Here is a 26226-nt window from a genome sequence, read left to right as displayed (position 1 = left end):
GTCGGCATTCGTACCGCGCCGAACAGGAGAGCCGCCGTGAGCGCCGAGACGCCCGAGTTCGCCGTCGACCCCGAGGACGCCAAGATCGTCACGCTGGCCCGGGCCACCCGGGCGCGCAACGGGGCGAGCGAGGGGGCCGCGGTACGGGACGAGACCGGGCGCACCTACACCGCGTCCACGGTCGCGCTGCCCTCGCTGGAGCTGTCCGCGCTGCGCACGGCGGTCGCGATGGCCGTCGCGGGCGGCGCGCGCGGCCTGGAGGCGGCGGCGATCGTCGGGGCCCACGACACCGTGACCGAGGCCGACCGGGACGCGGTGCGCGACCTCGGCGGCGCCGGCACGCCGATCCTGTCCGCCGGCCCGGACGCGGTCGTACGCACCATCGTGACGGTCTGAGGCCGCCCCCGGGCCCGCGTCCCCCCGGCCGGCGCGACCGCGACCGACCCGCGCGGCGAGGAGTGCTCGCGGCTTGAGCGACAATGTCACCCATGAGTGATCGCCCCAACCCCTCCGCACCCGTCCACCGCTCGGGCTTCGCGTGCTTCGTGGGCCGCCCCAACGCCGGCAAGTCCACCCTGACGAACGCGCTGGTGGGCACGAAGGTGGCGATCACGTCGGGCCGCCCCCAGACCACGCGGCACACGGTGCGCGGCATCGTGCACCGCCCCGACGGCCAGCTCGTCCTGGTCGACACCCCCGGCCTGCACAAGCCGCGCACCCTGCTCGGTCAGCGGCTCAACGACCTGGTCCGGGCCACCTGGGCGGAGGTCGACGTGATCGGCTTCTGCATCCCGGCCGACCAGAAGGTCGGTCCCGGCGACCGCTTCATCGCGGCCGAGCTGGCCGAGGCCAAGCGCACGCCCAAGGTCGCGATCGTCACCAAGACCGACCTCGTGGACCCGCAGACGCTGGTCCAGCAGTTGCTCGCGGTGCAGAAGATGGGCGAGGACGTCGGCATCGAGTGGGCCGAGATCATCCCGGTCTCCGCGGTCGGCGACAGCCAGGTGACCCTGGTCGCCGACCTGCTGATGCCGCTGCTGCCGGCCGGCCCGCCGCTGTACCCGGACGGCGAGCTGACCGACGAGCCCGAGATGGTGATGGCCGCGGAGCTGATCCGCGAGGCCGCGCTCGAAGGTGTGCGCGACGAGCTGCCGCACTCGCTCGCGGTGGTCATCGAGGAGATGATCCCGCGCGAGGACCGCCCCGCCGACAAGCCGCTGCTCGACGTGCACGCGAATCTCTACGTCGAGCGCCCCAGCCAGAAGGCGATCGTCATCGGGCACAAGGGCGGGCGGCTCAAGGACGTGGGCACGCGCGCCCGCAAGCAGATCGAGGCGCTGCTTGGGACGCCCGTCTACCTGGACCTTCACGTGAAGGTGGCCAAGGACTGGCAGCGCGACCCCAAGCAGCTCCGCAAGCTCGGCTTCTGACCCGAGCCCGCCCCCGAATCCGACCCGAAGGGGCGGGTCAGCGGCCGTAAGGTGCCGGCGTGTTGCGCTTGGCGGTCACCAGGATGAAGACCGCCGCGCCGAGCGCGACGACGGCGCCGACCAGCAGCAGCCACAGGCCGATACCGGTGCTGCCGTACTCGTCGATGGTCTTCTTGACGAGTTCGTGCGCGCGGCTGGGGATGTTGTCCTTCTTGATCGGCAGCCGGGACGGCTCGGCGAGGTTCCACGCCGCCAGACCGAGCGCGACGACCGCCGGCACCGCGGCGGCGGCGGCAATGGTTGCCTTGCGCACCAGGATGGCGGCGCCGAACAGGGCTAGCACCACGATGCCGGCGATCAGGGTGTAGACGCCGTCCCCGCCGAGGCCCTTGTACGTTCCGGTCCTGCCGTCGGCGTCGATCTTGAGCCAGGGCAGGCACGAGCCGACGATGATCAGCACCGCCGCGATCGCACCCGCGATCGCACCCGGCCCGAACGACGGAAGCCCGCCGCCCATGCCGCCTCCGCCCGGCGCGGGCGGCGGGTATCCACCGGGCTGCTGACCGTACGGGTTCGGCGGTTGGCCGTACGCGGGCGGCTGCTGGCCGTACTGCGGGGGCTGCTGTCCGTACTGCGGCGGAGGCGGCTGCTGTCCGTACCCGCCCTGCTGGGGCTGTTGTCCGTAGCCCGGACCGCCCTGCTGGGGGTATCCGCCGGGGCCGCCCTGGCCCGGCTGTGGTCCGTAGGGACCCTGGTTGTAATCGCTCATGGGGAGTGAGCGTAGGAGCATCGCGCCCGTCGGGGGGAGGGGGCCGGCCGAAAAGATCACATGTGTTCGTATGACGGACGCCGTCTCGACGTCTTCGACCCGTCGGGTATGGTTGCCGACATCATGCGTCAGTGGCTGCTTCTCCTTAGCCGCCGCGCCGGGGGCTCATCCCTCTGACAGAGGTCAGACCGGCTCCCCCGTCGCGGGGATAGAGGCATGTCCGCACGTCGGAGCCTCCGGGATGTCGTTCCTCCCGTCGCCGGCCCATCTGCTCTCGCCGCAGTCCTTCCTCGCGTTCAGGAGACCCGTCCGCATGCCTTCCGTGAATCGCTCCACCCCGATCACCGCCGCGTCCGTGACCCAGCAGCCGTCCGGGATGCCGATCCACAAGTACCAGCCGTTCCGGGGCGTCGACCTGCCGGACCGCACCTGGCCGTCGAAGACGATCACCGTCGCCCCGCGCTGGCTGTCCACCGACCTGCGCGACGGCAACCAGGCGCTGATCGACCCGATGAGCCCGGCCCGCAAGCGCACCATGTTCGACCTGCTGGTGCGGATGGGCTACAAGGAGATCGAGGTCGGCTTCCCGGCCGCCTCGCAGACCGACTTCGACTTCATCCGCTCGATCATCGAGGAGGGCGCGGTACCGGAGGACGTCACCATCTCGGTACTGACCCAGGCCCGTGAGGAACTGATCGAGCGCACCGTGGAGTCGCTGATCGGCGCGCCCAAGGCCACGGTCCACCTCTACAACGCGACCGCGCCGACCTTCCGCCGGGTGGTCTTCAACGTCGACCGCGACCAGTGCAGGGCGATCGCGGTGACCGGCACCGAGCACGTGATGCGCTACGCCGAGAAGCACCTGGGCGAGGAGACCGCGTTCGGCTACGAGTACTCGCCCGAGATCTTCATCGACACCGAGCTGGACTTCGCGCTGGAGGTCTGCGAGTCGGTGATGGACGTATGGCAGCCGCAGACCGGTCGCGAGATCACGCTGAACCTGCCCGCGACGATCGAGCGTTCCACGCCGAACGTGTACGCGGACCAGATCGAGTGGATGAGCCGCAACCTGACCCGCCGCGAGTTCATCGCCCTGTCGGTGCACCCGCACAACGACCGCGGCGCCGCGGTGGCCGCGACCGAACTGGCCGTGATGGCGGGTGCCGACCGGGTCGAGGGCTGCCTGTTCGGGCACGGCGAGCGCACCGGCAACGTGGACCTGGTCACGCTGGGGATGAACCTGTTCAGCCAGGGCGTGGACCCGATGATCGACTTCTCCGAGATCGACGAGATCCGGCGCACCGTCGAATACTGCACGCAGCTGCCGGTGCACCCGCGCCACCCGTACGCGGGCGACCTGGTCTACACCGCGTTCTCCGGCTCGCACCAGGACGCGATCAAGAAGGGCCTGGAGATCCTGGAGCGGGACGCGGCCGCGGCGGGCAAGTCGGTCGAGGAGATCGAGTGGGCGGTGCCGTACCTGCCCATCGACCCCAAGGACGTCGGCCGCACCTACGAGGCCGTGATCCGGGTGAACAGCCAGTCCGGCAAGGGCGGCGTCGCGTACGTGCTCAAGGCCGACCACCGGATGGACCTGCCGCGGCGCGCGCAGATCGAGTTCTCCCGGATCATCCAGACCAAGACCGATGCCGAGGGCGGCGAGGTGACGCCGGCCCAGATCTGGGCGGTGTTCCGGGACGAGTACCTGCCCACCCCCGACGCCCCGTGGGGTCGGCTGGCGCTGCGCGGCCACCGTACGGTCTCCGGCGCGGACGGCAAGGACGTGCTGACCGTCGAGCTGAGCGTGGACGGCGAGGTGCAGACGCTGGAGGCGATCGGCAACGGTCCGATCGACGCCTTCGTCCGGGCCCTGGGCGGGCTGGGCTTCGACACCCGGGTGCTGGACTACAGCGAGCACGCGATGAGCGGTGGCGAGGACGCGCGGGCCGCGGCCTACGTCGAGTGCGCGGTCGACGGCCGGGTGCTGTGGGGCATCGGCGTGAACGAGAACATCGTGCGCGCGTCGCTGGAGGCCGTGGTGAGCGCGGTGAACCGGGCAGCCCGCGGGTGACGTGACGCGGTGAGGCGAGACGACGGCGGTTCCCGGGCGACCGGGGCCGCCGTTTCGCTGTTTCCGACCGGTCCGACGCCATTCCCCATTTAACTCGACTGGGTTAAAGTGCGGCCCTCTACTCCAGGGAGGGCTCTGCCATGACGTCATCCACGGCCCCCGGTACACCCGTCGCATCCGGTACGCCCGCCGCCTCCGGGCGTAGTCGGATCGCCGAGCGCGGCCTGATGCCGGGGCCGCGACCGCTGCGCCGGCTGCCCGAGGGCGTCGGCTCCGAGCCGTACACCCGGTTCGAGCTGGTCCCCTACGGCGACCTGATCGGCGCCGAGATCCGCGGCATCTCGCTCGCCGAACCGGTGGGCCCCGAACTGTTCGCCGAACTCGACCGCGCTCTCCTCGAATGGAAGGTGCTGTTCTTTCGGGACCAGCCGATCACCCCGGCGCAACACTGCGCCTTCGCCCGCCTCTGGGGCGAGTTGGAGGTGCACCCCTTCCTCGGGCAGGGGGACGTGCCCGAGGTGGTGCGATTCGCCAAGGACGCCGCCTCGGTGGGTGTGGAGAACATCTGGCACACCGACGTCACCTGGCGCCAACGGCCCGCGCTCGGCTCGGTGTTGCGCGCGATCGAGGTGCCCGAGCGGGGTGGTGACACGGTCTGGGCGGACATGGGCGCCGCCTACGACGCGCTGCCGGCCGACCTGAGGGAGCGGGTGGCCGGTCTGACCGCCGTCCACGACTTCACCCTGGCCTTCGGGCACGGCCTCGATCCCGAGCAACTGGCGGCCAGGCGCCGGGAGTTCCCGCCGGTGGAGCACCCCGTGGTGCGTACCCACCCGGTGACCGGCCGGCGCACCCTGTTCGTCAACGGGATCTTCACCGACCACATCGTCGGGCTGCCCGAGGCGGAGAGCGAGGAACTGCTCGGGGTGCTGTTCCGGCAGGCGATGACGCCCGAGTACCAGGTCCGGCTGCGCTGGGCGCCGGACACGGTCGCCTTCTGGGACAACCGGGCCACCCAGCACTACGCGGTCAACGACTACCACCCGCACGTGCGGGTGATGGAGCGCGCGGCGATCCTGGGCGACCGTCCCTACTGACGCCCGGCCGGCCTGTCCGCGCCCGCCGGATCCGGCCGCCCCCACCGGCTCCGATGCAGGTCGGCCCCGTTCCGCACCGGGAAAAAGTAACCATCTGTCCGCTTTCGATGACGCTTCGTGAAATTCGTGGCAGCATCGAAGCAGGCGGACAGAAGGCTCTCCGCCGCGCGGGACGCAGGGGGCGGCACCATGTTCTTCGTCGTGGGCATCCGGACCATCCGATCGGCGATCGGTGACGGCGAGTTCCACTGTCCGGCGTGCGGAGGTGATCGGCGCTTTCGCAAGGGCGGCGGTCGGCGTCGGCTCGTGTTGTTCGGCGTCGCGCTGATTCCGCTCGGGCGGGCCGGCTCCGGCGTCGAGTGCGCGGTGTGCTGCACCCGGCACGACGTCGCGGTGCTCGAGACGCCGACCGCCCGGGCGCTGACCCTGCTCCTGCGCGAGGCCGTGCGCACGCTGGTGGTGGCCGTGGTGGCCGCCGTCGACGACGAGCCGCAGGAGGTGGACGCGGTCCGCGCGGCGGCGGTCGAGGCGGTCCGGGCCGCGGGCATGCCGAGCTACGACGCGTGCGCGCTCGCTGTCGACGTCGGCGCGCACCTGGCCCAGGACACCGCGTGGGCGCTCGCCGAGATCGCCCCGCACCTCGCCGTCGCCGGGCGCGAGCACCTGGTCGGCGTCGCGGCCCGGGTGGCGCTGGCCTGCGGGGCGTACGACCCGGCGCATCGGGTGATCCTGTACCACGCCGGCGACCAGCTCGGGCTCGGCCGAGCCCGCGTCGACCACGTGCTCGCGGGCCCGTGACCCGCGGGTAGGAGGGGACCGGCCGACGCGGCACGTCGGCCGCGCGCGGCACAATGGGAGCATGAGCCTCCTCCGTGACGAGGGTGTCGTGTTGCGAGCCCAGAAGTTGGGTGAGGCCGACCGCATCATCACCCTGCTGACCCGCGACCACGGGATAGTGCGCGCCGTGGCGCGCGGAGTGCGCAAGACCAAGTCCAAGTTCGGCGCCCGGGTGGAGCCGTTCGCGCACGTCGACGTGCAGTTCTTCACCCGGGGCAGCGACTTCCCCGGGCGCGGCCTGCCGATCATCACGCAGGCCGAGACCCTGGGCGCGTACGGCGGTCGGCTCGCGCTCGACTACGCCGCGTACACCTCGGGCACGGCGATCCTGGAGACCGCCGAGCGACTGACCGACCACGAGCGCGGCCAGCCCGCGCTGCAGCAATACCTGCTGCTGATCGGCGCGCTGCGCACGCTGGCCTCGGGCGCCCACGAGCCCGGTCTGGTCCTCGACGCGTTCCTGCTGCGCTCGCTCGCGGTGGCCGGCTACGCGCCGAGTTTCGCCGACTGCGCCCGCTGCGGCCTGGACGGACCGAACCGGTTCTTCACCGTCCAGGGCGGCGGGACGGTGTGCGGCGACTGCCGGCCGGCCGGATCCGTCGTACCCTCACCCGAGACCCTTTCCCTGCTCGGTGCGCTGTTGACCGGCGACTGGGGCCGAGCCGACGCCAGCGAGCCGCGGCACCGGCGCGAGGGCAGCGGCCTGGTGGCCGCGTATCTGCAATGGCACCTGGAGCGGGGTATCCGCTCGTTGAGATTGGTGGAGAGATCGTGAGTCAGTCGCGTGGCCGCTTCGGCCTGTTTCCCCGCCGTCGGCGGGCCGAGTCGGCGCCCGCCCGGGCCGCTCGCGAGCAGCGGCACTACCGCGATCCCAAGCCGCACGCCGAGGGCGTGCTGCCGCCGGACATCCCGGCCGATCTGGTGCCGAAACACGTCGCGCTGGTGATGGACGGCAACGGCCGCTGGGCCAAGGAGCGCGGCCTGGCCCGCACCGACGGGCACACCGCGGGCGAGGCGTCGTTGTTCGACGTGGTCGAGGGCGCCGCCCAGATCGGCGTCAAGTACGTCTCCGCGTACGCGTTCTCCACCGAGAACTGGAAGCGCTCGCCCGAGGAGGTGCGCTTCCTGATGGGCTTCAACATCGACACGATCCACCGCCGGATCGACGAGATGGACGAACTCGGCGTTCGGATCCGCTGGTGCGGCCGGCGGCCCCGGTTGTGGGCGAGCGTGATCAAGGAGCTGGAGATCGCCGAGGAGCGCACCAAGGACAACACCCGCCTGACGCTGGCGATGTGCATCAACTACGGCGGCCGGGCCGAGATCGCGGACGCCGCCGCGCTGATCGCCGAGGACGTCAAGGCGGGCCGGCTCGACCCGAAGAAGGTCGACGAGAAGACGTTCGCCAAGTATCTGGACGAGCCGGACATGCCGGATGTCGATCTGTTCATCCGCTCCTCCGGTGAGCAGCGCACCTCCAATTTCCTGCTGTGGCAGTCCGCCTACGCCGAGATGGTCTTCCTCGACGTGTTGTGGCCGGACTTCGACCGGCGGCACATGTGGCAGGCGTGCGAGACGTACGCGTCGCGCGACCGCCGCTACGGCGGCGCGCTGCCGAACGCGGTTGCCGAGCCGGAGCCGGTGCCGTCGGGCTCCTGAGGCTCGGTGGCCCGAAATGTCCGGGCCCGCTCCCGAAGTCGCGGCTCCCGAAGCGTGAAAGCTTCGCAAAGCGGGGTGTGGAGCGAGCGGCGGCGCCGCGATCGATGCGAACATGACCATCATGTTCGAAAAGAGCGCGCCGCCGCGCCCCGCTGCCGCCGCTCGGGTGGCGCCCCCGCCACCCCGTGGCGCCGAGTCGTCGGCCGCGACCGCCGGGTCCGCGGCACACGCGCGCCCGCCCGCCGAGCGGTGGCGGCCGGGCCAACTCGAATTCTTCGTACTCGCCCTGCTGGTGCTGCTGTTCGCGCAGCCGTGGATCGTGGACCGGCTCGGCACGCCCGCGGTGCAGACCTGGGCGACCGTGTTCGTGGCGATCTCCGTCCAGGCGTTGCCGTTCCTGGTCCTGGGCACCCTGCTGTCCGCCGCGATCACCGCGTTCGTACCGCCCTCGGTGTTCACCAAGGTGCTGCCCAAACGGCAATCCCTCGCGGTGCCGGTCGCGGGCGCCGCCGGAGCGATCCTGCCGGGCTGCGAGTGCGCGTCGGTGCCGGTCGCCGGCGGACTCATGGCGCGCGGGGTCGCGCCCGCCGCGGCGCTGGCGTTCCTGCTGTCCTCGCCCGCGATCAACCCGATCGTGTTGACCGCGACCGCGGTCGCCTTCCCCAAGCAGCCCGAGATGGTGCTCGCCCGCTTCGTCGCCTCGCTCGGCACGGCGGTGCTGATGGGCTGGCTGTGGGCCCGGTTCGGCCGGCCCGAGTGGATCAAGCCCATGCGCCGTCCGCACGATCACGGCGGCAACGGCAGGTGGGAAAACTTCCGGCTCGCGCTCCAGCACGACTTCCTGCACGCGGGCGGCTTCCTGGTGATCGGCGCGATCACCGCCGCGACGCTCAACGTCACGGTGCCCAAGCACGTGATCGACGCGGTCTCCGGCTCGCCCTGGTTCGCGGTGCTCGCGCTGGCCTTCCTGGCCGTGGTGCTCGCGGTGTGCTCGGAGGCGGACGCGTTCGTGGCGGCGAGCCTGCTCGGCTTCTCGCCGACCGCGAAGCTGGCCTTCATGGTGGTCGGCCCGATGGTGGACGTGAAGCTGATCGCGCTCCAGTCGGGCACCTTCGGGCGCGGTTTCGCGGCCCGGTTCTCCTCGGCGACGTTCGTGGTGGCGATCGTCGCGAGCTACGTCGTCGGATGGTGGTTGTTGTGAGGCGGGACGTCCAGGCGGTGCTGTTGATCCTGATCGGCGGCGCGCTGCTGCGGATCTCGTTGACCGACATGTACCTGCGCTACGTCAAGGACGGGCTGCGGCCCGCGCTGATCGCGGCGGGCGCGATCCTGCTCCTGGTCGGCCTGGTCTCGGCGGTCCGGGACGGGATCCAGCGGCGGGCGGTGGAACCGGCGGAGGCCGGGCACCCACACGCGGGGGACGGGGAGCCCCCGGCGGTCGACGACGCCGGACACGGGCACGACCACGCGGCGGGCCCGCGCGCGGCCTGGCTGCTGTGTCTGCCGGTGCTCGCGCTCTTCCTGATCGCACCGCCGGCGCTCGGGTCGTACACCGCCTCGCGCTCGGACAACGTGGTGGCCAAGCCGGCCGCCGCGAACAACGACGCCGGCTTTCCCGCGCTGCCGCCGGGGAACCCGCTGCCGATGACCCTGGCCGACTTCCTCATCCGCTCGGTGTGGGACACCGCCGCGCCGCTGAAGGACCGCGACGTCCAGCTCACCGGCTTCGTCACGCCCGGCAAGAGCGCGGGCACCTGGTACGTGACCCGGATGGTGATCAGCTGCTGCGCGGCGGACGCGTTCGCGCGCAAGATCGAGGTGCACGGCGCCGCGGCCCCGCCGACCGACTCGTGGGTGACCGTCACCGGCCGCTGGCTGCCCAACGGCCAGGTCCAGGCCGACGACGCGATGCCGGCCCTGACCGCGACCAAGGTCGATCGGGTGCCGATGCCGAAGGAGCCATACGAGTAGGCACGTGGTGCCGATCGGCCGCGCTGTGACGATGTCACCGTCCGGTCACCGCCGCGTTCGTGTCCTGCGAGCACGGCGGTGCCGCAAGATCCTTTCCCCTAGCGTGAGTTCGCGGACGGATCGCCTGGGGAGGACGATCCGCCGAACCAATCGGGGGGAATCGTCATGGGTTGGGGAATTCGTCGTGCCGTCGTCGCGGCGGCCGTCGTGGGCGCACTCGTATCGGGTGCCACCGCGTGCCAGAAGGACCGGGGAGCGGACGCCGACCGGAAGGGAAAGACGAGCGAGCCGGTCGGGACCGCCGACGCGGACGGCAAGGCCGGCGACGGGGACCTCCGGGTCAAGGGCGTGTTCCTGACCGTCACGCCCGGCACGCTGGCCGGCGTCCGGTGCCGGACCGCGTTCATGGAGACGTACATCGGCACGATCACCTTCGCCGACGGACACCGGGGCGGCCGGATCACCATCTCCTACGGCGGATCCTCCGGCGGCATGAAGCAGGAGGAGATCGACGTGCCCGCGGGCAAGAAGTCGATCACCAAGACGTTCGCCTACTCGGAGTTCCTGTCCGGCGGCTCGATCGCGGCCGGGCAGCTCAACGTGCTGAAGCCCAATCCGGTCGGCTCGGCCACGGTGCGGCCCACGGGCACGTGCTCCGAGGGCGGGACGTGGGGCGGTAGCACGACCGGTGCGACCGGGGGCGGCAGCTGGTAGCCGACCCCGACCCCGACACCGACGCGGGCGGGGTCAGCCCGGCGTGCCGGCGCACTGGGCGCACGTACCGAAGATCTCCAGTTCGTGGGAGACGTCGCCGAAGCCGTGTTCGGCGGCGATCCGGTTCGCCCAGCGCTCGACCGCCGGGCCCTCGACCTCGACGGTGCGGCCGCAGGAGCGGCAGACCAGGTGGTGGTGGTGCCCACGGCTGCATCGACGGTAGACCGACTCGCCGTCCTGGGTGCGCAGGACGTCGACCTCGTCCGCGTCCGCCAGAGCCTGGAGGGTGCGGTACACCGTGGTCAGACCGACCGCCTCGCCGCGCTGCTTGAGCAGGTCGTGCAGATCCTGCGCACTGCGGAAGTCCTCGATCTCGTCGAGGAGCGCGGAGACGGCGGCACGCTGCCGGGTGGACCGACCCCGAACCGGGCTCGTGCCGTGGGCGGTGGTCACCTGGGTGCCTCCTCGATGGGTGCGGGCCGGACGACGACGCTGGGTGCCTGCCCCGCCATTGTGCCGGCGCCGGCGGCCTGCGCGTCCACACGCACGTCGTCGATCCGAGGCGCGTCCACCTCCCCCGCCGCCGCCTCCGCGCGTCGGGCCCGGCGCCGATTCAACGGCGTCGCGAGCACTCCCACCAATACGAACAGCCCGATCGCGAGCAACACGATGGTGGCCCCGGGCGGCGCGTCGACGTAGTACGTCAGCGCGGTGCCGGAGACCGAGACCAGCACGCCGACCACGATCGCCAGCGCCGCGGTCATCGAGAACGTGCGGGAGATCTGCTGCGCGACCGCGACCGGGACCACCATCAGCGCGCTGACCAGGAGCAGGCCCACCACCCGCATCGCGACCGTGACGGTGACCGCGGCGGTGACCGCGAGCAGCAGGTTCAGCGTGCGCACCGGCAGCCCGGTGACCCGGGCGAAGTCCTCGTCCTGGCACACGGTGAACAGCGCGCGACGCAGTCCGAGGGTGACCGCGAGCACGGCCGCGGCCAGGATCGTGATCACCCGGATGTCGTCGGGCGAGACCGAGGTCAGCGAGCCGAACAGGTACGACTGGAGATTGGCGTTCGAGCCCTCGGGGGCCAGGTTGATCAGCATCACCCCGCCCGCGATGCCGCCGTAGAACAGCACCGAGAGCGCGACGTCGCCGCTGACCCGGCTGCGTTCGCGGATCAGTTCGATCAGCACCGCGCCGACCGAGGCGGTGAGCACCGCGGTGAGCACGGGGGAGGTGCTGAGCAGGAAGCCGAGACCCACGCCGGTGAGCGCGACGTGCCCGATGCCGTCGCCCATGAACGCCTGCCGGCGCTGCACGAGGTATACGCCGACGGCGGGCGCGGTCATGCCCACGAGCAGGGCCGCGAGCAGCGCGCGCTGCATGAAGGGGAAGTCCAGGATCGTCACGAGAGCAGTCCCATCCCGGCGTGGTGCGCGGTGTGATCGTCGTGCGGATGTACGTGGTCGTGGCCGGGCAGCGCGTGCTGGCCGACCGCGCGCGGCGGCGGTCCGTCGTGGCACACGCAGCCCTCGCGCAGCACCACGGCGCGGTCGATCAGCGGCTCCAGCGGGCCGAGTTCGTGCAGGACGAGCAGCACCGCCCGGCCCTGCTCCTGCTGTCCGCGCAGGGTGCCGGCCAGCACCTCCTGGCTGCGCAGGTCCACGCCGGCCATCGGCTCGTCCATGATCAGCAGGTCGGGGCGGCGGGCCAGGGCGCGGGCGATCAGCACCCGCTGCTGCTGGCCGCCGGACAGGTGGGCGATGCCGTCGCGGGCGCGGTCGCGCATGCCGACCGCGTCGAGCGCCGCGTCCACCGCGGCCCGCCCCTCGCGGCCCGGCCCGAACAGCCGGCGGCCGTCCAGCAGACCCGAGGTGACCACTTCGCGCACGCTCGCGGGCACACCCGCCGCGGCCGTGGTGCGCTGCGGTACGTAGCCGATCCGGGACCAGTCGCGAAAACGCGCGAACGGGGTGCCGAACAGCTCGATCGTGCCGCCGGTGAGCGGGACCAGCCCGACCAGGGTGCGCACCAGCGTGGACTTGCCCGAGCCGTTGGCGCCGAGCAGCGCGACCACCTCGCCGGGGTGCACGGTCAGGTCCACTCCGCGCAGCACCGGTCGGCCGCCGAGGGACGCGGTGCCGCCGGTCAACCGGGCGACCGGGGTCCGAGAATCCGTCATGAGCAGCCCAGCCCCTTCCGCAGCGCGTCCAGGTTGGCGCGCATCACCGAGAAGTAATCGTTGTGCGCCTCGTCTTTTATGCCCTCGAGCGGATCCAGGACCGCGGTCTGCACGTGCAGGTCCTCGGCGAGCGTCTTGGCGGTCTTGGGCTCGGCCAGGGTCTCGAAGAAGATCGTGGTCACCCCCCGGTCCCGGGCCAGACGCTGGATGTCGGCCCGCCGGGCGGGGGAGGGCTCCGACTCCGGGTTGACGCCGTTCACCCCGATCTGGTTCAGGTGGTAACGCTCCGCGACGTAGCCGAAGGCGGCGTGGCTGGTCACCACGTCCCTGCGGGCGCAGGTGGTCAGGCCGGCGGTGAACTCGCCGTCGAGGGTCTTCAGCCGGGCGACCAGCGCCGCGGCGCGCTCGCGGTAGTCGGCCGCGTTGGCCGGGTCGGCGCCGGCGAGCGATTCGCCCACGCCGGTCGCGATCGCGGACAGCCGGATCGGGTCGAGCCACACGTGCGGGTCGCCGTGTTCGGCGTCGGCGTGGTCGTGACCCGCGTGCTCGTCCTCGGCGCCCTGTACCTCGGTGCCGTGCTCCTCCAGCGGCGCGAACCGGCTCGCCTCCGCGATGTGCTTCGGCTTGTTCTGCGAGATCGCCTTGTCCACGGCGGGCTGCAGGCCCTTGAGATAGACCACCAGATCGGCCTGCGAGACGGCGCCGACCTGCTTGGGGGTCAGCTCCAGGTCGTGCGGCTCGGCCCCGGCCTTCGTCAGGTTGGTCACCTTCACATGCGGGCCGCCGACCTGCTGTGCGACGAATTTCATCGGGTAGAACGCGGCGATCACCCGCACCTTCGCACCCGCCCCGGTGTCCGCCTGCGCGTCGTCGGTGCCGGCGCATCCGGAGAGCAGCAGCGCGGATGCGGCGGCGGTCGCGAGCAGGGCGACCGGGGCGGAGCGACGTATCTTCATGACAATGATTCTCAACTAGAATGACAATCGTTGTCAATAATACGGGTTTGGGCCAACCGTGGCGGACCCGGGCCGGCAGTTATCGATTTACGGGGGTGACCAGCGCGCCGGTAGCCTGTGCCGACACTGTCACTGCCCGCATCGTCGCACCGAAGAGAGCATTGTGGCCGCCGACAAGATCGACACCATCGTCAGCCTGAGCAAGCGCCGAGGCTTTGTTTACCCCTGTAGTGAGATCTACGGCGGCCAGAAGGCCGCCTGGGACTACGGTCCCCTCGGCGTGGAGCTCAAGGAGAACATCAAGCGCCAGTGGTGGCGCACGATGGTCACCTCGCGTGACGACATCGTCGGTCTGGACTCCTCGGTCATCCTCGCCCGCGAGGTGTGGGAGGCGTCCGGTCACGTCGAGGCGTTCGTCGACCCGCTGACCGAGTGCACCTCGTGCCACAAGCGCTACCGCGCCGACCACCTCGAAGAGGCCTACGAGGCCAAGCGCGGCAGGCTGCCGGAGAACGGCCTCGCCGACATCACGTGTCCCAACTGCGGGAACAAGGGCACCTTCACCGAGCCCAAGATGTTCAACGGTCTCCTGCAGACCTTCCTCGGCCCCACCCAGGACGAGTCCGGCCGCGCCTACCTGCGCCCGGAGACCGCCCAGGGCATCTTCGTCAACTACAAGGCCGTCGAGCAGACCTCGCGCAAGAAGCCGCCGTTCGGCATCGCCCAGACCGGCAAGAGCTTCCGCAACGAGATCACGCCGGGCAACTTCATCTTCCGCACGCGCGAGTTCGAGCAGATGGAGATGGAGTTCTTCGTCAAGCCCGGCGAGGACGAGCACTGGCAGGAATACTGGATGCAGCAGCGCTGGGACTGGTACATCGGTCTCGGCCTGAACCCGGACAACATGCGCTTCTTCGAGCACCCGAAGGAGAAGTTGTCGCACTACTCGAAGCGCACCGTCGACATCGAGTACCGCTTCAACTTCGGCGGCACCGAGTTCTCCGAACTGGAGGGCATCGCCAACCGCACGGACTACGACCTGCGCACCCACTCGGAGAAGTCCGGCACCGACCTGTCGTACTTCGACCAGGACGCCAATGAGCGCTGGTTCCCGTACGTCATCGAGCCGGCCGCCGGTCTGAACCGGGCGATGCTCGCGTTCCTGCTCGACGCCTACTTCGAGGACGAGGCGCCGAACGCCAAGGGCAAGCTGGAAAAGCGCACCGTGCTGCGGCTCGACCCGCGCCTGGCGCCGGTCAAGGCGGCCATCCTGCCGCTGTCGCGCAACGCCGACCTGTCGCCGAAGGCCCGGAGCCTGGCCGCCGACCTGCGGCAATACTGGAACTGCGACTTCGACGACGCCGGTGCGATCGGCCGCCGCTACCGCCGCCAGGACGAGATCGGCACGCCGTTCTGCATCACCGTCGACTTCGACACGCTCGAGGACAACGCGGTGACCGTGCGCTCGCGCGACACGATGCAGCAGGAGCGGGTGTCGCTCGACCAGGTCGTGGGCTATCTGGCGGCACGCCTGCCGGGCTGCTGACCCGAAACCGGCCGTGGGCCGGGTGAACGCCGTGAGTGGCGCCGTCTCGGACGGCGCCCCTCACGTGTGTCCCGGGTCTGATCGGAACTACTTGAAGACGCCCGCCACGATGCGGTCGGCCATCCGGAAGTTCAGGTCGCTCAGTACGTTGCCCGCGGCCTTCGAGGCATCCTCGCCCTGACCCTTCATCGGCCCGCCGTCGGCCCGGCCGATGTCCAGGACCAGGACGTAGCGCCCGGTCGTGGTGGCGATCGCCGCGTGCTCGGAGCCGTCCTTGAAGGTGACCCCGCTCGACGCCGGCGGCTGGAGCCAGGCGATCGGGGAGTTGGACAGCGCGATCGTGCCCAGCCCCTTCTTCACCGCCTCGGCCTTCTCCTTGTTCGGCATCGAGATCACCGACAGCGTCACCGCGTACTTCCCGGCCGAGTCCTTGTACGACCCGCGCAGCACACCCACGCAACCGTTCTGGGTGACCGCCGAGCCGCCGGCCGTGATCACCTTCGAGCAGTCCTTGGCCGCCGAGTCGTCGCTGCTCAGCTGCCGATACTTCGCGCCGGTGCGGCCCTGGAACTCGGCGGGGTCCTTGAAGAAGTAGTCGGTGGTGAAGGACAACTTGTCGGTCGACAGGTCGTCGATGGCCGAGTTGTTCGGCGGCGGCGCCGACTGGAACCCCTTGGGCTCGTCGGCGGTCGGTCCGGGCGAACCGCCGGTCGCGGGCAGCGAACCGCCGTTGACGGGGGCGGTCGGCGACGTCTGCGCGGCGGGCTTCTTGTCGTCGTCCTTGTCCTTGGACAGGAAGAAGAACGCCCCGCCGCCGATCACCGCCAGCGCCACCACCGCCGCCGCCGGCACCAGCCACCTCGGCCGGCCCGACGGCGGGGGCGGCGGCTGGCCGTAACCCTGCCCGTACTGCTGGGGGTAGGGCTGCTGTCCATACGGCTGTTGCCCATACGGTTGTTGTCCGTACGGCTGTTGCCCGTGGGCCGGTTGCCCCTGGGGCTGTTGCCCGTAGGCCGACCGGCCGTTGTTCGGTTGTCCGTACGGCTGTTGCCCGTGGCCGTAGCCGGGCCCGTTCGGGGGCTGCGGGGGCGGGAAGGCACTCATGTGCGGAGGTTAGTTCATCCGGACGACGGCGCAGGAGCGGATTCCGACACCGCGAGATCGTGCCCACCGGCCGACGTCGTCGAGCCGTTCGGGCCGGTCGAAATGCCGGAGCCGGTCGCGTCGGCCAGCCGGGCGCGGGCCGCCATCAGCGCGAAGCCGAGCAGGTTCAGCCCGCGCCAGCGCTCGGGGTCGCCCGCCCGCTCGTCGTCGGCGGCCAGCCCGATGCCCCAGATCCGATCCAGCGGACTGGCCTCGACCAGGATCCGCCGCCCGGTGCCCAGCAAAAACGCGCCCATGTCCGGGTGCTGCCCGAACTTGGCCACGTTGCCGCGCACGATCAACTCGAACCGCTCGTCCACCCACCGCCGCTCGTCGAAGCCGCGCACCTGGCGCCCGATCGTCTTGGCCGTCTTGGGGTGATCGGCCGCCAGCACCCGGCGCTCCGCGTCGGCGTCGGCGAACATCCGGGCCTTGCCGGCCATCATCCAGTGCTCGGCGGTGCGATAGATGATCCCGTCCACCTCGAACGGCGACGGATACCACTGACTCAGACAACTCGCGTCCACACCCCGGATCGGCTCGCGGTGCCCCCAGAAGAAGACGTACTTCAGCCGGGGCTGCCGCCGGGCCCGCAGGATCAGGGACGCGACGTCGAGCGGCTCGGGGTCGGACTCGGCGGCGGACCCGGCGGACGCCGGCAGGGAATCGGAGGTCATGCCCGCGATGCTGTCAGGACCCGGCGACACCCGGAAACCGCTTTTCCCGGTGGGGGACAATGGGTCGGACCCATCCCCGCACCCCTCCTGGAGCACCGTCCATGGCACCCGCCGACGCACCCACGCCCGACGCCCCCGGCAGCCCGTGGCCGCCGCTGCGCCTGGGCGCCTTCGGCGGCGCGCGGATTCGGCCGCCTGTGGTACTGGCCCCCATGGCCGGCATCACCAACGCGCCGTTTCGCACGTTGTGCCAGGAGCAGGCCGAGGCGGCCACCACCGCGCGCCCGGCCGGGTTGTACGTCAGCGAGATGATCACCACCCGCGCGCTGGTCGAGCGGGACGCCAAGACGCTGCGGCTGATCCGCTTCGCCGAGACCGAGCGCCCGCGCAGCATCCAGCTGTACGGGGTCGACCCGCACATCGTCGGTCGCGCGGTCGCGATGATCGTGGACGAGGGCCTGGCCGACCACATCGACCTCAACTTCGGTTGCCCGGTGCCCAAGGTGACCCGCAAGGGCGGCGGTTCCGCGCTGCCCTACAAGCGCAACCTGCTGCGCGACATCCTGCGCTCGGCGGTCAAGAACGCGCGGGGCGTGCCGGTCACCATCAAGATGCGCAAGGGCATCGACGACGACCACCTGACCTACCTCGACGCGGGCCGGATCGCCGTGGACGAGGGCGTCACCTGGGTTGCCCTGCACGGCCGCACCGCCGAGCAGCACTACGGCGGCACCGCCGACTGGTCCGCCATCGCGCGGCTGAAGGAGGTCGTCACCGACATCCCGGTGCTCGGCAACGGCGACATCTGGGACGCCGAGGACGCGCTGCGGATGATGCGCGAGACCGGCTGCGACGGCGTCGTGGTCGGCCGCGGCTGCCTGGGCCGCCCGTGGTTGTTCCGCGACCTCGTCTCCGCCTTCGAGGGCAGCGCCGAGCGGGCCCGGCCGACCCTGGGCGAGGTCACCACGATCATGCGCCGGCACGCGGTGCTGCTCGCCGAGTGGATCGGCGACGAGACCCACGGCGTCACCGACCTGCGCAAGCACGTCGCCTGGTACATGAAGGGCTTCTCCGTCGGCGGCACCATCCGCCGCGGCCTGGCCACCGCGAGCAGCCTGGCCGAACTCGACGACTGGTTCGGGCAACTCGACCTGGACCAGCCCTGGCCGATCGGCGCCGACGGCCCGCGCGGGCGCACCGCGGGCGGCAAGCGCGTCGTGCTGCCCGAAGGATGGCTCGACGACCCCGAGTGCGCGCTGCCCCCGGTCGACGCCGAACTGGACCACTCCGGCGGTTGACCGGGGAATTGCGCAAGCTCCCCGATGGCACGCACGGTGACGTCGTAGAGTGAGGGAATGCCCAAGATTCGAGCCTCCTCCGTCGCCGAGCACCGTGCGATGCAGCACGCCGCGCTGCTCGACGCCGCCCGGAGCCTGCTCGACGAGGGCGGTTTCGCCGCGCTCACCTTCCCCGCCCTGGCCGAACGCACCGGCCTGGCCCGCTCCTCGCTCTACGAATACTTCGCCTCGCGCGCGGCCGTGGTCGAGGAGCTGTGCGCCGTCGACCTGCCGGCGTGGGTGGCCGAGGTCGAGGACGCGATGGGCGCGACCGACGACCCGGCGCAGAAGATCGCGGCCTATGTCGCGCGCCAGTTGGAACTGGTCGGTGATCGTCGTCATCGCGTCGTCGTCGCGATCTCCACCGGCGAGCTGGACGCGAACGCACGCGAGCGCATCCGGGCCGCCCACGGGCGAATCGTCGAACTGGTGGTGGACGCGCTGTCCGCGCTCGGCCACCGGGACCCGATGCTGGTCGCCACACTGGTCCAGGGCATGGTCGACGCGGCCGTCCGGCGGATCGAGTGCGGCGCCGACCCCGCCGAGGCCGAGTCCGCCACCCTGGCCCTGGTGCTCGGCGGCGTCGCCCGGGTCGCATAGCCCGCCGAACCCGACGGGCCCGGCCCCGGGCGGTTCGGGTACAACCGCACCCGCGGCCGACGCAGCAGCGTGAGCGGGTCCTGATACCCCGGCACCAGCAACCCCCAGTGCAGGCACGGCACCGGCAGATGGAACGGCCCAGGCGCCAGCACCCCGATCGCCTCGCCCGCCGCGACCACCCGACCCGCCGCCACCGAGGCGAGCACCGGCTCGTAGGTGGTGCGCACGTCGCCGTGCCGCACGGTGACCACCCCGCGCCCGGCCACCGCGCCGGCGAAGACCACCACCCCCGCGCCCGCCGCGCGCACCGACTGGCCCACCGTCGCGGCCAGATCCACCCCACGATGCCCGGCCAGCCACGCCGCCGCCGGCGGCTCGAACCCGCGCAGCACCACCGGCCGGGGATCCAGCGGCCACACCCAGCGCCGCACCTCCGGCGCGGCCCGAGCCGCCCCCGACGCGAGCGGCGCCGGGGAGGCGAGGGGCGATGCGACCGTCGACACCACGGCGGTGAGCAACAGCAGACCCATCACGGCGGGTCCGCGAACCGACCTCGAATCGTTCATGCGCCCAGACTCACCGCCCGCGCCCGCCGCGCGCGCCGAGCCGCGTCGGCCTGTGGACAAACAGCCGTCCCGTGCGTGTAGACAACTTTTTCGTCCACAAGCGGTCGTCGATCGTCGAAGTGCGATACCCCGCGAAAAGCCGGCATACAAGCCGACGAGACGGTGGAAAAGGGTGGCCGGAAGGCGAGTCGCCGGGCCGCGTACCGGTCCCGTACACTTCCCGGAGCGGCCCGGCCTTCCGGGTCGACTTCGCGCGCCCACCTTCGAGCCGCCGACGTCCCGCATGGCGAGACGCCAGTGAGCGGGACTCGATGGGGACACCTCTCGGTCCGGGAATCCGCAAGGACCTCGGCGTGGTGTCGCGGGCGTCAGGCGTGACGGCGACCCGTCGTCACGACACAACCGAGAGTCCCGGGCTCGATCGCCGGGACGAGAGTCCAAGGAGCGTACGGCCATGGCCGTCGTCACGATGCGGGAGCTGCTGGAAAGCGGCGTCCACTTCGGTCACCAGACCCGCCGCTGGAACCCGAAGATGAAGCGCTTCATCTTCACGGAGCGCAACGGCATCTACATCATCGACCTGCTCCAGTCGCTGTCGTACATCGACCGCGCCTACGAGTTCGTCAAGGAGACCGTCGCCCACGGCGGCACGATCCTGTTCGTCGGCACCAAGAAGCAGGCGCAGGAGGCGATCGCCGAGCAGGCGACGCGCGTGGGCATGCCCTACGTCAACCAGCGCTGGCTCGGCGGCATGCTGACCAACTTCTCGACCGTCTACAAGCGCCTCCAGCGCCTGAAGGAGCTCGAGCAGCTGGACTTCGACGACGTGGCCGGCTCGGGCATGACGAAGAAGGAACTGCTCGTCCTCAAGCGCGAGAAGGACAAGCTGGCCAAGACCCTCGGCGGCATCCGCGACATGCAGCGCGTGCCCTCGGCCGTGTGGATCGTGGACACCAAGAAGGAGCACATCGGCGTCGGCGAGGCCCGGAAGCTGCACATCCCGGTCGTCGCGATCCTCGACACCAACTGTGACCCCGACGAGGTCGACTACAAGATCCCGGGCAACGACGACGCGATCCGTTCGGTCACGCTGCTCACCCGCGTGATCGCCGACGCCGTCGCCGACGGCCTCATGTCGCGTGCCGGTGGCGCCGCCGCCGACACCAAGGCCACCGCCGGCGAGCCCCTCGCCGACTGGGAGCGCGAGCTGCTCGAGGCGGGCAAGAAGGACGAGGCCGCCGCCCCCGCCGCCGAAGAGGTCGTCGAGTCCGGCTCGGTCACCGAGGCCGACGCCGCTGCCGAGCCCGTCGAGGCGCCGGCCGTCGAGGCCGCCGCTGCCGAGGCGCCCGCCGCCGAGGCCGACCCGCAGGCCTGACCCTGGAACGAGGGGTACGACGGCTAGGCCGGCGTACCCCTCGCCCTGTGCCGGGACCCGATCACGGTGCGTACGCATCCCGTACGTCCCTGTATGTGTCGGAATACCGCACGGACCCTTGACCTTCATCGGGTGGGGCGACACCCTCACCCGCAGTCGCTCGGGCAACCGGGCCGCTGACCGAGAGACGAGAGAATCAGGACATGGCGAACTTCTCCGCCGCGGACGTGAAGAAGCTCCGTGAGCTCACCGCCGCGGGCATGATGGACTGCAAGAAGGCCCTCGAAGAGGCCGAAGGCGACGTCGACAAGGCGGTCGAGATCCTTCGCGTCAAGGGCCAGAAGGGCGTCACCAAGCGCGAGGGCCGCTCGGCGTCCAACGGCGCCGTCGTCGCGCTGCTCGACGGCAACGCCTCCGGCGTCCTGCTCGAGCTCAAGTGCGAGACCGACTTCGTGGCCAAGAGCCCGAAGTTCATCGAGGCCGCCAACGCGATCGCCGCGCACGTCGCCAAGACCTCGCCCGCCGACATCGCCGCGCTGCTCGCGAGCGAGATCGAGGCCGGCAAGAGCGTCCAGCAGTTCGTGGACGACGCGAACGTCACGCTCGGCGAGAAGATCGTGCTCGACCGCTTCGCGCAGTACGCCGACGGCTTCGTCGCCGCGTACCTGCACAAGACCAGCCCCGACCTGCCCGCGCAGATCGGCGTGCTGATCGAGCTGGACGGCGCCAACGCCGAGGTGGCCAAGGACGTCGCGCAGCACATCGCCGCGTTTTCGCCCACCGTGCTCGCCCGCGAGGACGTGCCGGCCGAGACGGTCGAGACCGAGCGTCGTGTGGCCGAGGCCACCGCGCGCGAGGAGGGCAAGCCCGAGGCCGCCCTGTCCAAGATCGTCGAGGGCCGGGTGACCGGCTACTTCAAGGACAACGTGCTGCTCGACCAGGCGTTCGCCAAGGACAGCAAGAAGTCCGTGGGCAAGGTCCTGGACGAGGCCGGCGTCAAGGTCAAGCGCTTCACCCGCTTCAAGGTCGGCGTCTGATCGCCACTTGTGGCACCGCCCCGGCCGGAAAGTGAGCGCGGCCGGGGCATGTAGTAGGCATGAACGCAGTGAAAAGCAGTATGGCGAGGAGGCCGCAAGGCGTGGAGGGAACCGTGCAGGAAACCGAAACGAAGGCGGCCTCCTCGTCGTCCGCCGAGGGCGACGAGCCGAACCCCTACGCGCGCCGGGTGCTGCTCAAGCTCTCCGGTGAGGCGTTCGCGGGCGGCGGGGCCCTCGGTGTCGACCCCGACACCGTGCAGACCATCGCGCTCCAGATCGCCGACGTGGTCCGCCGCGGCACCCAGGTCGCCATCGTGATCGGCGGCGGCAACTTCTTCCGCGGCGCCGAGTTGCAGATCCGCGGCATGGACCGCGCCCGCTCGGACTACATGGGCATGCTCGGCACCGTGATGAACTGCCTGGCGCTCCAGGACTTCCTGGAGAAGCAGGGCATCGACACCCGCGTGCAGACCGCCATCACGATGGGCCAGGTCGCCGAGCCGTACATCCCGCGCCGCGCCGTGCGACATCTGGAGAAGGGTCGCGTGGTCATCTTCGGCGCGGGTATGGGCATGCCCTACTTCTCCACCGACACCACGGCCGCCCAGCGGGCGCTCGAGATCGACGCGGTCGCGCTGCTCATGGCCAAGGGCGTCGACGGCGTATACGACTGCGACCCGAAGTCCAACCCGGACGCGGTCATGTTCGATCGTCTGGATCACGCCGAGGTGCTCGCCCGCGGGCTCAAGGTCGCGGACGCCACCGCGATCAGCCTGTGCATGGACAACGAACTGCCGATCGTCGTCTTCAACCTGCTCGTCGAGGGCAACATCGCCCGCGCCGTGCGGGGTGAGAAGATCGGCACCCTGGTCAGCCGTACCGACGGCTGATCGACGGCGACAGGACCGGGACAGGAGCCGACATGATCGACGAGATTCTCCTCGAGGCCGAGGAAAAGATGGAGAAGGCCGTCGTGGTCGCCAAGGACGACTTCGCGGCGATCCGCACGGGCCGGGCCACCCCGGCGATGTTCAACAAGATCCTCGTGGACTACTACGGCTCGCCGACCCCGGTGAACCAGCTCGCGTCGTTCACCACCCCCGAGCCGCGGATGGTCCTGGTGACCCCGTTCGACGGCGGTTCGAGGAACGCGATCGTCAAGGCGATCCGCGACTCCGACCTCGGGGTCAACCCGACCGACGACGGCAAGGTCATCCGGGTCGTTTTCCCGCAGCTCACCGAGGAACGCCGCAAGGAGTTCATCAAGGTGGCGCGGAGCAAGGGCGAGGACGCGAAGATCTCGCTGCGGTCGATCCGCCGCAAGGCCAAGGACACGCTGGACAAGCGGGTCAAGGACGGCGAGTCCGGCGAGGACGAGGTGCGTCGCGCCGAGAAGGAACTCGACGACACGACCCACAAGTACGTCGCGCAGATCGACGAGTTGCTGAAGCACAAGGAAGCCGAGCTGCTCGAAGTCTGATGAACGACTCGACCTGGGGCGGTACGCCGCCGGCCGATCCGTCCGCGGGAGCGCACCCCGATCTGCCGCCCGGCCACGACCCGTACGGGTCGTACGGCGCGTGGCCGGAGCAGGTCCCGGACGCGCCGAACGGTCAGGAACCGGCCCACTACGATGCGGCACGGTCCGGCGGCCACGGCGGCGGCGCCACTCGTGCGCAGCAGCACTTTTCCGCCGGCGTCGGGGTACGGACACAGGATGACCACACGCAGGTGCTCTCACCGATCGCGGGTCACGACCCGGACGACGGGTCGCAATCGCACGCGGACGGGCGCTTCCACGAGGAGCCCGTTCGGCGGGATCCGGCGTACACCGAGGCGCCACGCGGAGGCCGTGGAGTGACCGGGGACCAACCCGCGAAACCGGTCGGCAAGGCCGGACGCAATCTGCCCCAGGCGATCGGCGTCGGCGTCGCCCTCGGCGGGGTGATCGTGGCCTCGCTGCTCACCGTCCAGGTGTTGTTCGTGGGCGTCGTGCTGCTCGCGGTCCTGGTCGGACTGTGGGAGCTGGCGGGCGCCTTCGGCCGGGCCGAGGCGGTCGCCGACGCGGCCGGGCGGACCGCGCAGGGCGCCACCGTCGGGCGCGGGATCCGGATTCCGGTGATCCCGCTGGCGGTCGGCTCGGCGGCGATGTTGATCGCCGCCTACGCGCGCGGTGCCCAGGGGTTGGCCGTGGCGACCGCGCTGACCGCCGTGGCGGTGATGATCTGGCGGATGACCGAGGGCGCCGAGGACTTCCTGCGGGACATGACGGCGGCTGTGTTCACCGTCTTCTACCTGCCGTTCCTGGCCGGCTTCGCGGTGCTCATGCTGGGCGACGACGACGGCGCGAAGCGGGTGCTGACCTTCATCATCCTGGTGGTGTGCGCCGATACCGGCGCCTACGCGGCCGGGGTGATCTCCGGCGGCCGGCACAAGATGGCGCCCACGATCAGTCCCGGCAAGAGCTGGGAGGGCTTCGCCGGCGGCGTGATCCTGGCCGCCGCCGCGGGCGCGCTGTGCGTGGTGTCCATGCTGGACGGCGCGTGGTGGCAGGGCGCCGTGGTCGGCGTCGCGGCCGCGGCGGTGTCCGCGCTCGGCGACCTCGCCGAGTCGATGATCAAGCGCGACCTCAAGGTCAAGGACATGGGCAGCCTGCTGCCCGGTCACGGCGGTGTGATGGACCGCCTCGACTCGCTGCTCGCCGCCGCCCCGGTGGTGTGGCTGCTGCTCGCCGTATTCGTATGACCCGGACCTGATCCGGCCCTTTCCGGACAGGCCCGGCAGATGCACGGAGCGGGGCCGGGCGGGTCTTCGGAACCCGTCGGATCCGGCCCCGCCCGTACACCTGCGACACTGGACGAGCCATGCCCAAACCTGGAGAACTCACCTTCACCGCGCCGCCGCGTCGTTCGAAGCCGCCGCGCCACCTTGCCGACCTCACCCTCGCCGAGCGCCGCGAGGCGGTGGCCGAGCTGGGCGAGAAGCCGTTTCGCGCGGCCCAACTGTCCAAGCACTACTTCGGCCACCTCTCGGACGACCCCGAGCAGTGGACCGACATGCCCGCCGCGACCCGGGCCAGGCTCGCCGAGGCGCTGCTGCCCTCGCTGATGACCTCCGTACGGGACATCTCCTGCGACGACGGGGCCACCCGCAAGTCGTTGTGGAAGCTCTTCGACGGCACCCTCGTCGAGGCCGTCCTGATGCGCTACCCCGACCGGGTCACGATGTGTGTGTCCTCGCAGGCGGGCTGCGGGATGAACTGTCCGTTCTGCGCCACCGGCCAGGCGGGCCTGACCCGCAACCTGTCCACCGGCGAGATCGTCGAGCAGGTGCTCGCCGGCGCGCGGGCCCTCGCGCGCGGCGAGGTGCCCGGCGGTCCGGGCCGGGTCAGCAACATCGTCTTCATGGGGATGGGCGAGCCGCTGGCCAACTACAAGGCCGTGGTCGGCGCGGTGCGCCGGCTGGTCGACCCGAGCCCCGAGGGCCTGGGCATCTCCGCCCGCTCGGTGACCATGTCCACGGTCGGCCTGGTCCCGGCGATGTACAAGCTTGCCGAGGAGCGGATCCCGGTCACCCTCGCCCTGTCCCTGCACGCGCCGGACGACGAGCTGCGCAACACGCTCGTCCCGGTCAACACCCGCTGGGACGTGCGCGAGGTGCTGGACGCCGCCTGGCATTACGAGGGCGTCACCGGTCGCCGGGTCTCCATCGAGTACGCGCTGATCAAGGACATCAACGACCACGGCTGGCGGGCCGACCTGCTCGGGCGCCGGCTGAAGAACCACAACGCGCACGTCAACCTGATCCCGCTCAACCCCACCCCGGGGTCGAAGTGGACCGCCTCCACGGCCGAGCGCCAGGAGGAGTTCGTCCGGCTGCTGACCAAGCACGGCGTGCCGGTCACCGTCCGCGACACCCGGGGTCGCGACATCGACGGCGCGTGCGGGCAACTCGCCGCAGCCGAGGTCTGACTCCGCGGCACGATCGGCGGGCGGCCCACGCCGGCCCGCCGATCGAGGGGGACACAGCCGGCAAGCGGGACAATCGGTGCAGGTCACGGGTGCGCGGCGCGGCGATATAGAACGGGTAACGAATCCTTATCGGATCCTTAGGCCGCACAGGGCAGACTGATCTCAGTGCCAAGCCGTCGGATCCTTTGATCCCCCCGTTCGAATGATCCGACGGTGGCACGCCCAAGCCGCCGGTCGAAGGGACACGATCCGGCGCACGGCTCGGGGTCGCGTGGCCCCCGAGAC

General features: G+C 71.0%; 26 protein-coding genes and 1 pseudogene. 19 read left to right on the top strand and 8 right to left on the bottom strand.

Features of this window, described 5'->3' with window-relative positions; translation table 11 throughout:
* Positions 1-36 precede the first annotated feature (36 nt).
* Both ACH4XV_RS13760 and era read left to right on the top strand, forming a co-directional pair.
* Positions 37-396, top strand: coding sequence for a cytidine deaminase (locus ACH4XV_RS13760; RefSeq protein ID WP_395789387.1), 360 nt, complete (start codon positions 37-39; stop codon positions 394-396).
* A gap of 83 nt (positions 397-479) precedes the next feature.
* Positions 480-1430: a GTPase Era gene (gene era / locus ACH4XV_RS13755; protein ID WP_126638490.1), complete on the top strand. Its 951-nt coding sequence runs from the start codon at positions 480-482 to the stop codon at positions 1428-1430.
* Positions 1431-1467: 37 nt separating this feature from the next.
* Here era and ACH4XV_RS13750 read toward each other — a convergent pair whose 3' ends face one another.
* Positions 1468-2199, bottom strand: coding sequence for a hypothetical protein (locus tag ACH4XV_RS13750; RefSeq protein WP_395789385.1), 732 nt, complete (start codon positions 2197-2199; stop codon positions 1468-1470).
* A 313-nt stretch (positions 2200-2512) separates the two neighbouring features.
* On the opposite strand from ACH4XV_RS13750, the gene leuA reads away from it, so the two are divergent.
* From leuA to ACH4XV_RS13710, 8 genes are all read left to right on the top strand, one after another.
* Positions 2513-4270 (top strand): 2-isopropylmalate synthase, encoded by a 1758-nt coding sequence (leuA, locus tag ACH4XV_RS13745; protein ID WP_395789383.1) that lies wholly within the window; start codon positions 2513-2515, stop codon positions 4268-4270.
* A gap of 140 nt (positions 4271-4410) precedes the next feature.
* Positions 4411-5367, top strand: a complete 957-nt coding sequence (locus ACH4XV_RS13740) for a TauD/TfdA dioxygenase family protein (protein ID WP_395789381.1) — start codon at positions 4411-4413, stop codon at positions 5365-5367.
* Between the two features lie 126 nt (positions 5368-5493).
* Positions 5494-6165, top strand: coding sequence for a TerB family tellurite resistance protein (locus tag ACH4XV_RS13735; protein WP_395789379.1), 672 nt, complete (start codon positions 5494-5496; stop codon positions 6163-6165).
* A 61-nt stretch (positions 6166-6226) separates the two neighbouring features.
* Entirely contained in the window at positions 6227-6979 is a 753-nt protein-coding gene (gene recO, locus ACH4XV_RS13730; RefSeq protein ID WP_380003026.1) for a DNA repair protein RecO, read from the top strand.
* Positions 6976-7863: an isoprenyl transferase gene (locus ACH4XV_RS13725; protein ID WP_395789377.1), complete on the top strand. Its 888-nt coding sequence runs from the start codon at positions 6976-6978 to the stop codon at positions 7861-7863. Before recO ends, ACH4XV_RS13725 begins: the two co-directional genes overlap by 4 nt.
* 112 nt (positions 7864-7975) lie before the next feature.
* Positions 7976-9064, top strand: a complete 1089-nt coding sequence (locus ACH4XV_RS13720; RefSeq protein ID WP_395789375.1) for a permease — start codon at positions 7976-7978, stop codon at positions 9062-9064.
* A complete protein-coding gene (locus ACH4XV_RS13715; RefSeq protein WP_395789373.1) occupies positions 9061-9834 on the top strand; it encodes a TIGR03943 family putative permease subunit in 774 nt (257 codons plus the stop codon). The genes ACH4XV_RS13720 and ACH4XV_RS13715 overlap by 4 nt, the downstream gene beginning before the upstream one ends.
* Positions 9835-9999: 165 nt before the next feature.
* Positions 10000-10548: a hypothetical protein gene (locus ACH4XV_RS13710; RefSeq protein WP_395789371.1), complete on the top strand. Its 549-nt coding sequence runs from the start codon at positions 10000-10002 to the stop codon at positions 10546-10548.
* Positions 10549-10581: 33 nt separating this feature from the next.
* Here ACH4XV_RS13710 and ACH4XV_RS13705 read toward each other — a convergent pair whose 3' ends face one another.
* From ACH4XV_RS13705 to ACH4XV_RS13690, 4 genes are read right to left on the bottom strand one after another with little or no spacing between them, the layout of a single operon-like run.
* A complete protein-coding gene (locus ACH4XV_RS13705) occupies positions 10582-11001 on the bottom strand; it encodes a Fur family transcriptional regulator (protein ID WP_078977389.1) in 420 nt (139 codons plus the stop codon).
* Positions 10998-11960, bottom strand: a complete 963-nt coding sequence (locus ACH4XV_RS13700; protein WP_395789369.1) for a metal ABC transporter permease — start codon at positions 11958-11960, stop codon at positions 10998-11000. Before ACH4XV_RS13700 ends, ACH4XV_RS13705 begins: the two co-directional genes overlap by 4 nt.
* Positions 11957-12733 (bottom strand): metal ABC transporter ATP-binding protein, encoded by a 777-nt coding sequence (locus ACH4XV_RS13695; RefSeq protein ID WP_395789367.1) that lies wholly within the window; start codon positions 12731-12733, stop codon positions 11957-11959. Before ACH4XV_RS13695 ends, ACH4XV_RS13700 begins: the two co-directional genes overlap by 4 nt.
* Positions 12730-13689: a metal ABC transporter substrate-binding protein gene (locus tag ACH4XV_RS13690; protein WP_395789365.1), complete on the bottom strand. Its 960-nt coding sequence runs from the start codon at positions 13687-13689 to the stop codon at positions 12730-12732. The genes ACH4XV_RS13695 and ACH4XV_RS13690 overlap by 4 nt, the downstream gene beginning before the upstream one ends.
* 163 nt (positions 13690-13852) lie before the next feature.
* On the opposite strand from ACH4XV_RS13690, the gene ACH4XV_RS13685 reads away from it, so the two are divergent.
* A complete protein-coding gene (locus tag ACH4XV_RS13685) occupies positions 13853-15235 on the top strand; it encodes a glycine--tRNA ligase (RefSeq protein ID WP_395789363.1) in 1383 nt (460 codons plus the stop codon).
* 87 nt (positions 15236-15322) lie between these two features.
* On the opposite strand, the gene ACH4XV_RS13680 is transcribed toward ACH4XV_RS13685, so the two are convergent.
* Together ACH4XV_RS13680 and ACH4XV_RS13675 are read right to left on the bottom strand one after the other, a co-directional pair.
* Positions 15323-16339, bottom strand: coding sequence for a hypothetical protein (locus tag ACH4XV_RS13680; protein ID WP_395789361.1), 1017 nt, complete (start codon positions 16337-16339; stop codon positions 15323-15325).
* Positions 16340-16353: 14 nt separating this feature from the next.
* The gene (locus tag ACH4XV_RS13675) at positions 16354-17055 is read right to left on the bottom strand and encodes an NADAR family protein (RefSeq protein WP_395789359.1); all 702 of its coding nucleotides are present in this window, start codon (positions 17053-17055) and stop codon (positions 16354-16356) included.
* A gap of 101 nt (positions 17056-17156) precedes the next feature.
* Between ACH4XV_RS13675 and dusB the strand changes: the two genes are divergently transcribed.
* The gene (dusB, locus tag ACH4XV_RS13670) at positions 17157-18353 is read left to right on the top strand and encodes a tRNA dihydrouridine synthase DusB (protein ID WP_395789357.1); all 1197 of its coding nucleotides are present in this window, start codon (positions 17157-17159) and stop codon (positions 18351-18353) included.
* 57 nt (positions 18354-18410) lie between these two features.
* Complete coding sequence (locus ACH4XV_RS13665) at positions 18411-18992, top strand: TetR/AcrR family transcriptional regulator (RefSeq protein WP_395789355.1); 582 nt, start codon at positions 18411-18413, stop codon at positions 18990-18992.
* A gap of 110 nt (positions 18993-19102) precedes the next feature.
* Here ACH4XV_RS13665 and ACH4XV_RS13660 read toward each other — a convergent pair.
* A pseudogene (locus tag ACH4XV_RS13660) lies at positions 19103-19522 on the bottom strand (peptidoglycan DD-metalloendopeptidase family protein); the annotation flags it as partial.
* Between the two features lie 490 nt (positions 19523-20012).
* On the opposite strand from ACH4XV_RS13660, the gene rpsB reads away from it, so the two are divergent.
* The 6 genes from rpsB (at position 20013) to rlmN (ending at position 25941) form a co-directional block, all read left to right on the top strand.
* Entirely contained in the window at positions 20013-20933 is a 921-nt protein-coding gene (rpsB, locus tag ACH4XV_RS13655) for a 30S ribosomal protein S2 (protein ID WP_395789353.1), read from the top strand.
* Positions 20934-21136: 203 nt separating this feature from the next.
* Entirely contained in the window at positions 21137-21970 is an 834-nt protein-coding gene (gene tsf / locus ACH4XV_RS13650; RefSeq protein ID WP_395789351.1) for a translation elongation factor Ts, read from the top strand.
* A gap of 80 nt (positions 21971-22050) precedes the next feature.
* Positions 22051-22860 carry a UMP kinase gene (pyrH, locus tag ACH4XV_RS13645; RefSeq protein WP_078977400.1) on the top strand — a complete coding sequence of 270 codons (810 nt, stop codon included), beginning with the start codon at positions 22051-22053 and terminating at the stop codon, positions 22858-22860.
* 32 nt (positions 22861-22892) lie between these two features.
* A complete protein-coding gene (gene frr, locus ACH4XV_RS13640; protein WP_380003041.1) occupies positions 22893-23450 on the top strand; it encodes a ribosome recycling factor in 558 nt (185 codons plus the stop codon).
* A gap of 377 nt (positions 23451-23827) precedes the next feature.
* On the top strand, positions 23828-24715 hold the full coding sequence (locus tag ACH4XV_RS13635) for a phosphatidate cytidylyltransferase (RefSeq protein WP_395789349.1): 888 nt from the start codon (positions 23828-23830) through the stop codon (positions 24713-24715).
* Positions 24716-24834: 119 nt separating this feature from the next.
* The gene (rlmN, locus tag ACH4XV_RS13630) at positions 24835-25941 is read left to right on the top strand and encodes a 23S rRNA (adenine(2503)-C(2))-methyltransferase RlmN (RefSeq protein ID WP_380003043.1); all 1107 of its coding nucleotides are present in this window, start codon (positions 24835-24837) and stop codon (positions 25939-25941) included.
* Positions 25942-26226 lie beyond the last annotated feature (285 nt).

Origin of the sequence: Embleya sp. NPDC020630 (assembly GCF_044334985.1) — a bacterium.
Lineage (GTDB): Bacteria > Actinomycetota > Actinomycetes > Streptomycetales > Streptomycetaceae > Embleya.
Note: the sequence above shows the minus strand (reverse complement) of the source record. Positions and strands in the feature narration are given on the sequence as shown.